This is a genomic window from Mesorhizobium sp. LSHC420B00, assembly GCF_000503055.1.
GTDB lineage: Bacteria > Pseudomonadota > Alphaproteobacteria > Rhizobiales > Rhizobiaceae > Mesorhizobium.
Genome location: NZ_AYVY01000001.1, coordinates 66,379 through 80,320, shown reverse-complemented (window position 1 = coordinate 80,320; position 13,942 = coordinate 66,379). Strand labels below are relative to the sequence as shown.

Sequence of the window (13,942 nt, the reverse complement as noted above, 5' to 3'; positions counted from 1 at the left end):
GCCTGTTGCAGTGTTCATCGTTCGCCTCTACTCGCGGCAAGACTCGTCGCGAAACGCTCTGGTCGGGGGCAGTTGATTTCGTGGACTGGTTCAGGACATACAATCGCACATGAGTCGCCTCGACAGTTTCATCCGGAGGATGACCGCACAGCGCGACATACTCGATCATGTCTGCGCCGAGGTGGCGAAAATGGAGGGGCCCGTGCTCGAGCTCGGCCTCGGCAATGGCCGGACGTTCCACCATCTGCGCGAGCGCCTGCCCGGACGCCGGATCGTAGCGTTCGACCGCGCACTTGCCGCACACGCGAGCTCAATTCCCGAAGCTGAAAACCTCGTGCTCGGCGAAATACGCGAGACGGCGAGCAGGTTCATTGGCATCGACGCCGCTCTTGTTCATGCCGACATCGGCACCGGCTATGAAGATCGCGATGCAGTGACCTCTACCTGGCTTCCCGATCTAGCCGCGCGCCTGCTTCGCGTCGGCGGCATCGCGGTCAGCGGCACGCCGCTCGATCACCCGCAGTTGCAACGCCTCCCGCCGCCGCCTTCGGTGCCCGTCGATCGTTATTTTATCTATAGGCGCGTGTGAGGGGCCGGGACGAGCCAGATTTTCGGGGGCCAAGTCTCCAGGGCCAAGTCTTCAGGGGCCAAGTCTTCAGGGGATCGTATATACTGCTATCTCCCGGTCAATGCCGCGCAGCGAGACCTCGTGGGGCACGGGCGTCAGCGCGTTCCTGTGCAACAGATCGGCGGTGAGATTGTCGTCGACCACCGCCCGAGTGGCGAAGATCGCCTGTGCGTTGGCAAGGTTCTGGACCCGCGAAGCAATGTTGACCGTCTGGCCGAAATAGTCCTGTCGCTCATTCATAGACACGGCGATGCAGGGGCCGGCGTGGACTCCGATCTTGAGCAGCAGATCCTCGCGCCCGCTCTTGTCGTTGAGCGTACGCATGGCATCGCGCATCCTGAGGGCTGCAGCAATCGCACGATCGGGCGTCGCGAAGGTCGCCATCACCGCATCACCGATCGTCTTCACCACCGCGCCTGCCTCCGCCGTGACGATCTCGTGCAGAACCTGGAAATGCTCGCGCACGAGATCGAAGGCTGAAAGGTCGCCCACCCGCTCGTAAAGCTCGGTCGATCCGCGCAGGTCGGTGAACAGGAACGTCAGGCTGGTGATCTTCAGGCGCTGGTTAATGTCGAGTGTATCCGTGCGATATAGAGATCGCGGAATGTCTGGTTGGTGAGCAGGCGCTTGGCGGTCAGGAAGGGCCGGCGTCTACCCAGGAAATCATGCAATGCCTGGCCGGCTATGAAGACCGTCGGCAGCACGCGGGTGTCGGTCCTGTTTTCCAGCGAAATGCGCAACGGGCCGGGTTGCATCTCCAGCGTCTGGTTCTGGACATGGTCGCGGTCGAAGGCCAAAGAGAGGCTCCGGCGCTCCTTTGTTGGTTCGCCCTTCCCGTCGATGAACTGCGCTGAATGGGTGACCGGCTCGAAGACGATGATGAATTCGGACGGAAGCTGTATGGGCAGAACCGCCTTTTCACCGGGCGCAAGCTCGATATCCTCCAGCGAGAACGCTTCCATCTTTTCCGCGAAATCCTCTTCCGGCAGATCGACGCCGGACGCCCAGTAGATCTGGCGGAAATATTCCGCCACCGGCAGTTCGTGTGGATTGTGGGCGGCAATCCTGCGCACGCGGGGACTGACGGTGAATGTCACCTCGACCATCTCGTCGAGGGTGGGCGAATAGCCCTCGGAGCACAGCGCGCAGGTGTATTCGTCCTTCTGCAGGGTTTTCAGCGTGGCGTTGGTGTCGAGCACGCCGCCACAGCCGGGGCACAGAACATTCCAGGAAATGTCGAAGATGCCCACCCGCGCCGCATGGAGAAAGGCGCTTATGGCGCGCTCCTCGTCGAGGCCATGCTTGCTGGCGAAGGCTGGCGCATTGATGCGGCAAAGTTCGCGGTCCTCGCCCTCCGCGATGGTTCGCTTGATCGCGTCGATCGCCTGTGGATCGACATCGGCCGATTGTCGCAGAAGCGAGAACAGATCCTGAGCTTCGTTCATCGTGCAGGTTCCGGAAAATGCGCCCCGAGGCGTGTTGACCGGACCGGTCTTTGGTCCGAGTGCTCCATCTTACTTCGAAACAGATCGTACGGCCATTCGAATGGATAAGCCTGGTGACCGTCCAATTTCCATTCGGCGGATTTTCACCGGCCGCAAGCAGCACTATGATGGTCCATGGAGCATTCATCTTTGGGATTTTCTCCCATGCCGACATCCAACAACCCGCCATTTCCCGCGGCCCTGCGCCTTTTCTCTGCGGTGGTCATCATCGTCCTGATCGTAGGCGCCGGCCTGTTTTTCGTGCCTGTTCTGGTCAAACCGGGCTGGCCTTGGGCCGTCACGCCGTTCAATGCGCGCTTCCTCGGTGGCTTCTACACCGCCGAAATGGTCGTGATGGCGGCGCTGCTGGTCTGGAATCGCTGGTCGCCCGGCAGGCTCGTGTTCGTCATGGCCTTCATCTTCACAGTCATCGTGTCGGTGGCTTCGTTCATCAATCTCGGTTATTTCAACTTCGAGCGCAAAGCGCCCTGGCTGTGGTTTTTGGTCTATCTTGCTTCGGTCGCGGTATCCGGGCTGTTCCTGTGGCGGGCCAGGGCCCGTCCTTCTGCAAAAGGCGTGACCTTAAATCCCGCATGGCGCGGCTACATGCCGGCGGAATCCGCGATCCTTGGGCTCTATGGCGTCGGCCTGTTGCTGTTTCCCCTGACATTCAGTGGCATCTGGCCATGGCCGATCGATGCCTTCCACGCTCAGGTCTACAGCGCCATCTTCCTCGCCGGTGCGGGCGGTATATATCTGGTCTGGAGAAGCGCGCCGCGCGAGGAACTGCTGGTGCTCGGCTTGGCGCAGTTTCTGGTTGGCCTGCTTGCCATCCTCGGCGTCGCCATCACCGACGCTGCGGTGCACCGGATCGACTGGACGGCGACCGGGACATTGTGCTGGCTCGTCCTTTTCGGCTGGATCGGCATCAGCGGCGTCTTCAAATTCTACGCCGCCTCCCGGTATTTTAGCTCGCAATCGGCATCATAGGTTGCAGAGACGGCTGGATTTTCAGGTGACGTCCGGTGCATCGTACCGGGCCGATTGCCTTCGCCGGGAACGCCATGACCAGCACGACCTCGCCACCCTCCGAGAAAATCCAGCCGCAGCTCCGGTCCGTCCGGCCAAGCGATGCGGAGGCGCTTTGCGCTATCTTCAACATGCCGGGCTTCCGCTGGGGCACGCTCAGGATGCCTTTCGAGATGGTGGAGCAGGTGGCGCGGCGTATCGCCAAGTCCGGCCAGGAAACCACCTGGATCGTTGCCGAGCTGGACGGCAAGGTCGTCGGCCATGGCAGCCTGGTCGTGCAGGGTTCGCCGCGCCGTTCGCATATCGGCGAGATCAATATCGGCCTTGACGATGCCTTTGTCGGCAAAGGTATCGGCTCCGCCATACTTGGCGCGCTGCTTGACGTAGCCGACAACTGGCGCGCCCTGAAGCGGGTCGAATTGACCGTCTATGCCGACAACGAACCCGCCCTCCGTCTCTACAAAAGCCACGGCTTTGAGGTCGAAGGCCGGCATGTGAAGGCCGGCTTTACCGACGGGCAGTACCACGACCTCCTGAGCATGGCCCGCCTGCGGTTTTAAGATCCGCTGGTTTGGCCTTAACTGTTTAGCCAACCTAACAATTCGTGCCGAGTCGGCGAACAGGCGGTTGCTTATGGAGAACTCCGTAGGAGACGGTCATTTCGGCTCACACCATCTTGATCGAGTTGACGATCTATGTGTGGGCCGGCCGCATCCAGCAAGTCTGGTCTCCCTTGGCGTTTGCACCGCAAGCGGCTAGACGGGACCAATGACCGCCGTCCTTGACCCAACGCCTACGCCTCCGGTGGAAATTCTGGCTGTGCTGTCGCTGCTCTGCCCGGAGGTCGTGCGCGACATCGAGCAGAACTGGAATGCACCGGTTTCCGATTACGCCCGCCATCTGTGGCGGCCGGTGGCAAGGCCTGCATCGGCCCCGGCGATCGCTGCCCGATCGATCCTGCGCGAAGTCTTGCATCAGCGCCTTGGTGTGATGATGCAGCCTGACGAGATCGGCAAGACCCTCGACGAGTTCGAGTACAGACCGGTGATTCAGTCCGGCCTGCACTGCCTGCTTCTGATGGACCGGATCACCTTCGATGCCCTCCTGCTTGCCTGGCTCGGCGCGGTCGAAAACGGGCTGTCGGCCTTCTTCGGCTTCATGGGAACGACGATGACCATGGAGACAATTGGCCGGGAGGGGCCGGGATGGCTCGATGTCGGCGACGACAAGGTCAACCTGTTTGGCATCGGGCGCCACAAACTGTGCCGCAAAAGCGCCTGCGTGGCCGGTCCCGTCTCCCTCAACAAGCGCGCGCTCGAAGCGGTGGGCGATGAAACGGATGCCAGCCGCTGGCTGGGCACACTGCTTGCCAGCCAGGACAAGGTGTTTGGAACCGCCGCCGATGCGCTGACAGCCCTCAACGAGGATCTGGTCGCCAATTGGGATCGTGCCGGCATGGCCCTGCCGGTTTTCATCGATGATCGGCTGGCCGCGGCTGCCATGGCACGGCATCTAGAACATGACGGCAGCCTTCTTTCCAGGCTGCTCATTGAACCCGCAAGACGCCAGCGTCTCGAACATGCCTTGCAAGAGGCCGCATCGAGCCCGTTTGGCAGATTCCTGCCCAATGCCACAGACTATTTCTGGGGCATCCGCGAGGAGCGCGTGCGCAAGCTCGTCCTCGAGAACGGGCACCTGATCGAGCCTGACAGGCCGCATGGTCTTTTCATCCCGTTCGAGCGGCTGCATCTCAAGCAGGCGCTGCTGGACGGCGTGCTGCTGCCGAACTTGTTCCTGACGTTCCTCGTCCTTGCCATATTGCCGCGCGTGCGGGTCGTGGGCGGCCTGAGACAGATTGGCTATGTAGCGCTTTTCCACTCGATCCTTCTGGCCGTGCTAGACGAAAACGCGCCGGAAGAGCGCGATCTGGCCGCTGAGCTGCAGGTTCGGGAAAATGCCTGGGGCATGCGGGTCATCGATGAAAAGATCTCGGTCCGGGAGCAGCTTGCCGGCCTGCCGGAAGGGGCGCTCTTCCCGGACCTGCTCCGACAATACCGTTTGCGGACATTTGCCGAGACGACCGACGACCTGAAACTGGTTCGCGAAAACGCCCGATGGCGCAAGATCGGCCGGGCAGAGATCAAGCCGACCTGAGCCTCACTTCAAGCCTTATTTCAGGTTGATTTTCTGGTGAGCAACCGCAAGCGACGGCGACTATCGGTGAGCCTCTGGCGTCTGGTCCGGCCGCTTTCCTTGACGCTGATGCGTTTTGGGATTTCGACGACGGCTTCCGCCTCGACAGTCATATGGCTTGCCTGAGAGCCGTCTGCAGTTCAAGGCCTGACCTGACATGGCCTCACCTGTCATTGCACGACACCGGCCTTGCGGAACCCGTCCACAGCGAGTTCGAAATCGGCAATGACTGCTCTATCATGCTTTCGGACGTTCGACACTGTCACGCCGAGCGGCCGCTCTGGGTCAAACTTTGCCGTTTAAGGCGGCGCCCCGGAACGGGCAACTTGCGCCATATCCGGACCTTGCCAGTGATGCCGTGAATGTTAAGTCTCGGCTCCGATGCGGACGTTCCGCCCGAGTTCAAAGACTGACCGCGACCGTTCTGTGGCCTTCGCATCGACAGCGCCAATAAGCTGCGTCCCACATCCTACTCCTTGCGTCCATGGGAGGGTCGTTGTGAACCAAGCCCTACTGCCCGGGCTTGTGGGAAAGCCGATCCAGCGCGTCTCGAAGCGCAGTGGCGGCATCGTCACGCTCGTCAGCGGACATCAGCTCCGGTTCAAGTTCCAGCCTGAAGTGCGGCAGCTCGGTTCGAACGGCGCGACAAGCGCCGGCTAGATTGGCCTTCAGATCGATGACGCGGTAGGTGGCGACGGAATAGGCGATCCCCTTGACCTGGACATGCCCCATCTCCTCACAGTCGATCGTGTTCTTCACTTGCGCAAACGTCTCGTAGGAAATGAGGACGGTCCCCGGTGGCGCCTCCTGTTCCAGGCGCGAGGCGAGATTCACGGCGCCGCCGATTATCGTGTAATCCATCCGGTCCTCGCTGCCGAAGTTACCGACAGTGCAGTAGTCGGTATGGATGCCGATGCGGCAGCGCAGCGGTGTCTCAATTCCAATGTCACGCCAGATTTCGGCAAGTTCGCTCATCCGCTTTTGCATGGTGAGAGCCATCTGCACACACGCCAGCGCGTCCTCCTTGACGCCGCGCGTCTCAGGGTCGCCGAAAAACATCAGGATCGCGTCGCCGACATATTTGTCGATCGTCGCGCCGTGATCCGAAGCAATTTTCGACATTTCCGTCAGATAGTGATTGAGGAGCTGGGTGAGATCCTCGGATTCCATTTTGTCAGTGGTCTCGGTAAAGCCGGCGATATCGGAGAAGCATATTGTCAGTTTCTTCCGCTGGCTGGCGATTCTAACGTCTTGGCGGCCGGCGAATATCGAGCTGTACACTTGCGGCGCCAGGTATTTGGCCAGCTTGTTGGAAAGCGCCTCGAGAGCCGTGGATTTCTCTGCGAGGTTCTCCTCTCGTTGCTTCAGCTCAGTGATGTCCGAATAGACCGCGACCGTGCCGCCGGCGGTGATCCGCCGCTCGCTTATCATGATCCATCGCCCGTCGCCTCGCCGCTGCACCCACGGTTCGCCTGGGTTGCGGTGCCGGGAGAGCCGCTCGGCGACCCATTCCTCGAGCCGCCCCTCGGCATCCTTGATGTAGCCGCGCTCAGCGGATCGGCGAATAATGTGCTCGAATGTCGTGCCGGGCATCAGTTCGATCGCAAGGTCGCTGTAGAGCAGTTCGCGGTAGCGGCTATTGCTGAGGACAAGCCGGTCCTCCCCGTCGTACAGCGCGAATCCCTCGGAGATACTCTCGATCGCATCGATGAGCCGTTGGCGCGCCTCAGCGACATCGCGCAGGTTCTTTTCCTCGACCTCGACTGCGGTGTCCCGGAAGAGCCTAAGCGCTTCGGCCATCCGGCCGATCTCGTCGCGGCCCGCGGCAGGCAGCGGCGCACGAAGATCGCCGCCGGCGATTGCGAACATGCTTTGGCTCACCTCTCCCAGACGGGCGAGAAGGCTACGGTCGACATAGAGCCAGACAACCAGAACGGAACTCAAGAGGGTGAGAAAGGCGGAGCCAAGGACAACTCCGGTACCGTAGCGCTGGACCGTCGCGGCTTCGAGACCGGACGCGGTGATCTCGCGGTCTGCCGCGGCGACCAGGCGATCGACGGCAGCGGTGAGACTGCGCGACAGCCGATTGTTTTCGGCCAGAAGCTTTTCGCCCTCTGCGAGCACTGCTAGCTCGTCCTTGCGCGCCTTCGGGATGCTGTTCCCGCCGTCGATCAATGCCTTGAACTCGCCGACCCGCTGTTGGAAACGGGTTCGCAGCCTCTCGTCGATCTCGGTGGAAACCGTGTCGAGAACGGCGAGCGACCGGCGCAGCGGAAACAGGATCAACGTCAGATCGTCTGGCGTTGGCGCGTCCGTCGTCTTGACCAGCACGTCATTGACCGCCGATATCTCCTGCTGCGCTTTCTGCTGCGGAATGTAGGCCGCAATTGCCTGGACCAGGTCGGCCGCCGCCGCCGCACCGCGATCCGGCGCGAGCGACGTGTCGGCTGTAACCGCCTGCCATTGCTGGAGCTTGGAATTCATCACGAGGATACCGGGCGCCACAAGACGCTGGCTTGCATTTGTCGTAGCCGACAAGCGGCGTAACAGTTCTTCTTTGCGCGCCACCACTGTGAGGCGGGCGACAACAAGGTCGTCGAGGGCGTTGAGGTTGCGCCGCAGACCAAGAACTGCAGCCTCGATCTCAGCCACCACCGCCGTGCTAAGCGTGGCACCTTTGAGTGCGGCAAGCAGTTCCTCGAGGCGCGTCATCTCGACCCCGACCGCGGCGGAAACCTCGCCGTGCTGAGCTTTGCTGGTCGAAGTAAGTACGGCGGGCGCAGAGGCGGCTACCCGCTCTGCCTGGCGCGACAGCTGGAGGGACGCGAGCGCCAACGGTACCCGATCCTTGGTGATGCGGTCGACGACCTCTCCTACCTGGAGGAAGGCATAGAGAGCGGCCGCTGTCGCGAGTACGGCGAAGGTGCTGATGCCGAAAAAAGCGAGCAACAGACGGCCACGTATGCCGAAGCGTTCAAGCATAACGGCGACACATAGCTCTGAACGGTCCAGCTAACTCGATCTCCATCAGCTGTCTCAAGCGGCGACGGCATCGGCGGTCCTTATTCGACCGGCACGTACTCTCCACCTCGCCAGACGTACCATACCCAGTTTTGGCTCGTGAGATCGCCCTTGTTGTCAAAGTCGATACGGCCCAACACAGTATCAAATTGATTGCCGCGCAGCGCCGCTATCACGGCTTGGAGCTCTAGTGAGCCGGCCTTGTCCACTGCCTGCGACCAGGCCTGGACGGCGGCGTAACTGAGCAGCGTGTAGCCTGCGGGCTCGAAGTTTTCAGCCCGGAACCGCTCGACGACCGAGGCGGCTTCGGGATTTCGGCGAGCGTCCGCGGGGAACGTGAAGAGGGTACCCTCAGCCGCGGGGCCGGCGATCAAAGCAAATTCCTCGGTCGCCATGCCATCGCCTGAGACTAGCTGAACTGTGTAGCCGCGGTCGCGCGCAGCGCTAACCATGAGTGCGACCTCGGCATGATATCCGCCGACATATGCCACGGCGATGTTCGCAGCCTCTAGCGCAGCGATCTCGGCCGAATAGTCGTTCTTCGCGGGTGTGTATTCCTCGTAGATCGCTTCGACTACGCCGCGCTTGTTCAGCTGTTTTCGAGTCTCGTCAGCAAGACCCTTTCCATAAGTGGTGCCGTCATGAAGGATCGCAATCTTGCTGTTGCTCCAATGCTCGGCCAGGTAGTTGCCGGCCACGATCCCCTGCGTGTCGTCGCGACCAATGACTCGAAAAACGTTGGCGCGGCCTTGTTCAGTCAACAGCGGATTGGTTGATCCTGGTGAAATCTGCAAAACGCCCGCCGCCTCGTACACCTTCGATGCTGGGATCGAGGCTCCAGAGCAGTAGTGCCCGACGACGAGCACCACACCATCACCCACCAGTTTCTGGGCTGCGGCGACCGCTTGCTCGGGATCACAGAAGTCGTCGGCCGTGATGAGCCTCATCTGCTGGCCGAGTACGCCACCCGTCGCATTGATGTCGGCCACGGCCATCTCGGCGCCACGCTGCGCCTGCTCGCCGAACCAGGCGAGCCGTCCCGTCATCGCAGATGAAACCCCAATCAGCACCTCCGCCCGCGCGGAGCTGAACGCGGCCGCGAGAACTAAGATCGCCATGGCGATGATGCGGTGCATGTGTGCACCCCCTTAACTGTAGCTTACGCCAATCCCGTCAGAGCCGACAGCCCCTTCGGCAAGCGCGGCTGTCTCGGCGGCGTTCGCGGATCCGACAACTATTGCGCCTTCAACAATGCCTGCCCGCAGCGCCCTGCCACCGGACCCACACTGATCGCTCGATGCCCATTTGCGCTGCCGCTTGCCGGTCGACGACTATCGGTGCATCCTTGCGAATAGCCTGGCCGTGAAGTGCGTGGCGAGGTCACGCCGGGACGGCCTCTAGTGAGGTCTTGTTCGATGGACTGCTCGGGCTGCGGTTTCGAGGTTGAGGGCGGTTACGCCTTCTGTCCGAGGTGTGGCAGGCGCCAGCCCGTGCCATGCGCCAGTTGCGGCTACCCCTGCGCACCTGATTTCGAGTTCTGTCCTAAATGTGGGGCAAACGTCGGTGCGCCCGCAAAAGTCGTCGAACGGCCTGCTCCGACACCAAGCCGGACCATTGTGCCGCCTTCTCGAACTCCATCGATGCTTCCGGACATCGAAAGCGAAGAAGGGCTGCATCCCTTCTCTGACGCCGATCGCCGGACGGTAACGGTCCTGTTCGCCGACCTTTGCGGCTTCACGACGCTCAGCGAGCAGCTCGACCCCGAGGTCATGCAAGCGCTGCAGAACAAACTGTTCAAGGAATTGACGGCGGCCGTGCGAAACTTTGGTGGTTTCGTCGACAAATTCATCGGCGATGCACTGCTCGCGTTGTTCGGTGCGCCGGTCGCGCATGAGGACGATCCCGAACGTGCGCTTCGCGCCGCTCTCGACATGATCGCCCGGACGGCGCGGCTCGGCGAAAGCACCCCCCACTCCGGCTCGCCTCTGTTGCTCCACATCGGCATAAACACTGGTCCGGTCGTTACTGGCGGATTGGGCATCGGCACCGCCAAATCCTATTCGGTGACCGGCGACACAGTGAATACGGCGCAACGCCTGCAATCGCTGGCCGCACCGGGTGAGGTGCTGGTAGGCGAGCTCACTCACAGACTGACCCGGCATGCCTTCTCTTACGAGTCGCTGGGTGATGTCGTGTTTCGCGGCAAGGCTGGCAGTGTGCTCGTCCATCGACTGGATGCACCGCTTGCGACGCCGCGTGCAGCGCGTGGGCTCGAGGCGCTCGGCCTCAGTGCGCCGATAATAGGTCGTGGTGCGGAGCTCAGTAGAATGATGGCGAGCCTTGACCAGGCGTGCAGCGGCTCGGCCCAACTCGTCCGCCTCGTCGGAGAAGCCGGTATCGGGAAATCGCGGCTGGTGAAGGAGTTCGTCGCCCGCGTCGGCGACGAGGATCGTTTTCGCAACGTCGCCGTGCGGCTGGCCACGTGCTCACCGCTGGGCGAACAATCATTTGGCGCCTTGGGCGCAGTGGTGCGCAGCGCTGCCGGGATGATGCAAAACGACAATGGGGACGAAATGCGGGGGAAGCTCGCAGGCTTGCTTACCGATCTCGGCCTGCAGGGCGAGGAGGCGAAGCGGCTGATGCCTTTGCTCTACCATGTGCTCGGCCTTGGCGACCCCGATGCCACCTTGCAGCATGTCGAACCCGAGCAGCTGCGGCGGCAAATTCTCTACGCAGTCCGCACAATCATCGAACGGCGGCTTGCGTTGTCGCCGCTGTTGATTGTCGTCGAAGACCTGCACTGGGCCGACGCCGTGTCGCTTGAGGCACTACGTTTCGTGATGGACAGGTTGGAGCGCACGCGGTTGATGTTGCTGGTCACGCATCGTCCGGCGCCGGATAACGACCAGCTCGACTCAAGTCGGGTCAGTCACACAGCGCTCAGGCTTCCGCCGCTCAGCAGTGATGACGGACGCAGCCTGCTGGCGGCGCTTTTCGGCGAGAGCTGGGTAAACTCCGCAGGAGGGCTTCTCGACCAGATTCTCGAGCGCGCGGGCGGCAACCCCCTTTTTTTAGAGGAGATCGTTCGCGGCCTTATCGATCGCGGTGTACTGATGCGAGAGGGCCAGCGATGGCGGACTGTGGCAGGCGAAGTCGCAACCGGCATCCCCGCCACTATCCAGGCAATGTTGCTTGCCCGCGTCGACCGGCTGCCCCAAGAGGTGCGCCGGTTGGCCCAGGAGGCCGCGGTAATCGGCCCGCGCTTCGATGCCACACTTCTGAAAACTGTGACAACCGACCCCGGCCGGCTCGAAGCCGGCTGCGAACTGCTTTGCGATGCGGAAATCATCGAGGAAGTTGCCGGATCAGGCTCGGTCTCGTCGCAAAGCTACCGCTTTACGCAAACATTGCTGCAGGACGTGATCTACCAGAATCTACTCCTGCAACGGCGGACCGACATCCACGGGCGGGTCGGAGCTGCCTTGGAGCAACTGTGCGGCGACAAGCCGGAGCGGCTCGAGGATTTGACCGTGCTCGGTCATCATTTCGCACAGAGCGCCGAGCGGGAGAAGGGCGCGCATTACCTGCAGGCGGCGGGCGATCGCGCTCGCATGATATACGCCAACGACGACGCCCTTCGTTTCTACGAGCGAGCACTGACTGCGTTGGGCGCGATCGGGCAAACACCGCTCAAACTGGCAATTGCAGAGCGCATTGCCGATTTGAGCGGCCCGGCAGGCCGCCGCGAGATCGCGCACCACCATTACGAAACGGTGTTGCAGGTATACCGCGAGTCGGCCAATCGCGTCGCGTCGGCGCGAGTTTTACGCAAGATCGGTCGGCTGCTCTGGGACGTCGGCAAGCGGGACGACGCAGAATCCCGCTATGCTGAAGCGGCAGCGCTCCTCGATGGAGCGGATGCCCCGATCGAGCAGGCGCATCTCTGGCAAGAACGTGGCCGACAGGCGTTCCGTAGCGGAGATCACGCTCTCGCGGCAAAATGGGCAGACGCGGCGCTGGATTGCGTACGCACTCTGACAACGGAGCATGTCTCCGAGCTAGGGCGTGATGCCACCCTTGTGACCGCCGAGGCACTCAATACCAAGGCTGTTGCGCTGGCTCGCCTTGGGCGAAACCGTGAGGCCGTGCGTCAGGTTGAGCATAGCATTGAATTGGCCGAAGCCGCCGGTCTACTGGGCGCGGCCTGCCGCGGCTACACCAATCTCGGCGTGCTTTACACGACCATCGATCCGGCGCACGCGATGGAGGTCTGTCGGCGCGGTCTTGAAGTGGCGCGCCATATTGGTGATTTGGGTTTCCAGGCGCGCCTCCTCGCCAATCTGGCGGTCGCTTGTTGTACTTTCACGGATCGCTGTCCAACGGAGGGCGTACCTGCTGCCGAGAAGGCCATCGAGATCGACCGGGCGCTCGACCAGCGCGAGCACCTGCCGGTGCCGTTGATCGTGCTTGGGCAGATCCACCAGTGCAACGGGCGTCCGGAGCTGGCGGTTGGCTTGTTCCACGAAGCACTGGACGTAGCCCGCGAAACGGGCGAACCCCAACTGCTGTTTCCGTGCTATGATGGTCTTGCAACGCTTAATCTCGACCTCGACAATCTGGCCGAGGCCGAACGCTACTTTTCCCTGGCGCAGGGTATATGCGCCCAGCACGGGCTCGACCCGGAAGCGCTTGTGGTGCTGCCTTTTCTCGACTAGCCGGGGTTGGAGGTGGAAAATGTCCGCGCGTAGTGACTTGGTACCGCTTCAACCGGGCGACCGTGCGCCGAACTTGATACTCGACGCCATTACCCAGGAAGGCAAGATCGCGCTTGACGACTTTCGCGGCCAAAAGCCGGTGCTGGTCGGCCTGTTTCGAGGTCTGCATTGTGCGTTTTGCCGGCGCCATATCGCCGCCCAGGCGCGGCTTGATCCGGAGCTGCGCGAAAAGGGCGTGGAGAGCCTGACGGTGGTCAACACGCCAATCGAACGGGCGCGTCTCTATTTCCGCTACCATCCGATGCCGAATCTGCTTGCGGCCTCCGACCCTGAACGCGCTTCACATCGTGCTTTTGGACTGCCCAATCTCGAATTCACCCAAAACGAGACGAACTGGCCGTACAAGGTCTCGATGGCAGCGGCAAAGGATATGCGGGTCGATATACCAGGCGAGTTGCCCGGTCCTATGGACCCCATTGCGGCCAGCGAAATCCTTAATAAGAGGGACCATTACGAACTGACCGAAGCCGACGAGCAGATGATGGCAACGGGACACGGACAACTGGTCGGTCAGTTCCTACTGGATCGGCAGGGGATCGTCCGCTGGAGCTTCACGGAGGTTCCAGAGGGCGGGCGATACATGTTTGGGGCGCCAAGCCCGCAGGAGCTGATGTCAGCCGTGTCCCAAGTGGCCCAATAGACTTGCGAACGAGGTAAACGGGCGCGGCACTGAACAAAAAGCGGAACCAATTTGTTACAAATCTAACATTGGCCTCGACGAGCCAGAATGTACGGTCCTGGCAATGCTTTCTGTCGCCTCTGGACTAGCGATGTCCTCTGTGGATGGCTCCTGTATCGTGGGGTGGCTGCGA

General features: G+C 61.7%; 8 protein-coding genes and 1 pseudogene. 6 read left to right on the top strand and 3 right to left on the bottom strand.

Annotated elements, in window-relative coordinates; genetic code table 11:
- Positions 1–109: 109 nt before the first annotated feature.
- Positions 110–589: a class I SAM-dependent methyltransferase gene (locus X760_RS41090; protein WP_023716521.1), complete on the top strand. Its 480-nt coding sequence runs from the start codon at positions 110–112 to the stop codon at positions 587–589.
- A gap of 66 nt (positions 590–655) precedes the next feature.
- Here the strand turns inward: X760_RS41090 and X760_RS41085 are convergent.
- Positions 656–2,073 (bottom strand): annotated as a pseudogene (locus X760_RS41085) (adenylate/guanylate cyclase domain-containing protein).
- A gap of 204 nt (positions 2,074–2,277) precedes the next feature.
- Between X760_RS41085 and X760_RS41080 the strand changes: the two are divergent.
- The 3 genes from X760_RS41080 (at position 2,278) to X760_RS41070 (ending at position 5,295) form a co-directional block, all read left to right on the top strand.
- A complete protein-coding gene (locus tag X760_RS41080; protein ID WP_023716520.1) occupies positions 2,278–3,102 on the top strand; it encodes a hypothetical protein in 825 nt (274 codons plus the stop codon).
- Positions 3,103–3,176: 74 nt separating this feature from the next.
- Complete coding sequence (locus X760_RS41075; RefSeq protein ID WP_023716519.1) at positions 3,177–3,701, top strand: GNAT family N-acetyltransferase; 525 nt, start codon at positions 3,177–3,179, stop codon at positions 3,699–3,701.
- Between the two features lie 208 nt (positions 3,702–3,909).
- Positions 3,910–5,295: a hypothetical protein gene (locus tag X760_RS41070; protein ID WP_023716518.1), complete on the top strand. Its 1,386-nt coding sequence runs from the start codon at positions 3,910–3,912 to the stop codon at positions 5,293–5,295.
- A gap of 549 nt (positions 5,296–5,844) precedes the next feature.
- Here X760_RS41070 and X760_RS41065 read toward each other — a convergent pair.
- Both X760_RS41065 and X760_RS41060 read right to left on the bottom strand, forming a co-directional pair.
- Positions 5,845–8,316, bottom strand: a complete 2,472-nt coding sequence (locus X760_RS41065) for an adenylate/guanylate cyclase domain-containing protein (RefSeq protein ID WP_023716517.1) — start codon at positions 8,314–8,316, stop codon at positions 5,845–5,847.
- An 80-nt stretch (positions 8,317–8,396) separates the two neighbouring features.
- The gene (locus X760_RS41060) at positions 8,397–9,491 is read right to left on the bottom strand and encodes a branched-chain amino acid ABC transporter substrate-binding protein (protein WP_023716516.1); all 1,095 of its coding nucleotides are present in this window, start codon (positions 9,489–9,491) and stop codon (positions 8,397–8,399) included.
- Between the two features lie 279 nt (positions 9,492–9,770).
- Here X760_RS41060 and X760_RS41055 point away from each other — a divergent pair, with 279 nt between their 5' ends.
- Both X760_RS41055 and X760_RS41050 read left to right on the top strand, forming a co-directional pair.
- Positions 9,771–13,070 carry an adenylate/guanylate cyclase domain-containing protein gene (locus tag X760_RS41055; protein WP_023716515.1) on the top strand — a complete coding sequence of 1,100 codons (3,300 nt, stop codon included), beginning with the start codon at positions 9,771–9,773 and terminating at the stop codon, positions 13,068–13,070.
- A 19-nt stretch (positions 13,071–13,089) separates the two neighbouring features.
- Entirely contained in the window at positions 13,090–13,770 is a 681-nt protein-coding gene (locus X760_RS41050; RefSeq protein ID WP_023716514.1) for a redoxin domain-containing protein, read from the top strand.
- Positions 13,771–13,942: the final 172 nt, after the last annotated feature.

Bases quoted from the DNA above. Each gene is read 5' to 3' on its own strand.
- X760_RS41055 (WP_023716515.1), top strand. From the start codon at position 9,771: ATGGACTGCTCGGGCTGCGGTTTCGAGGTTGAGGGCGGTTACGCCTTC.
- X760_RS41065 (WP_023716517.1), bottom strand. From the start codon at position 8,316: ATGCTTGAACGCTTCGGCATACGTGGCCGTCTGTTGCTCGCTTTTTTC.
- X760_RS41050 (WP_023716514.1), top strand. From the start codon at position 13,090: ATGTCCGCGCGTAGTGACTTGGTACCGCTTCAACCGGGCGACCGTGCG.
- X760_RS41070 (WP_023716518.1), top strand. From the start codon at position 3,910: ATGACCGCCGTCCTTGACCCAACGCCTACGCCTCCGGTGGAAATTCTG.
- X760_RS41060 (WP_023716516.1), bottom strand. From the start codon at position 9,491: ATGCACCGCATCATCGCCATGGCGATCTTAGTTCTCGCGGCCGCGTTC.
- X760_RS41075 (WP_023716519.1), top strand. From the start codon at position 3,177: ATGACCAGCACGACCTCGCCACCCTCCGAGAAAATCCAGCCGCAGCTC.
- X760_RS41080 (WP_023716520.1), top strand. From the start codon at position 2,278: ATGCCGACATCCAACAACCCGCCATTTCCCGCGGCCCTGCGCCTTTTC.
- X760_RS41090 (WP_023716521.1), top strand. From the start codon at position 110: ATGAGTCGCCTCGACAGTTTCATCCGGAGGATGACCGCACAGCGCGAC.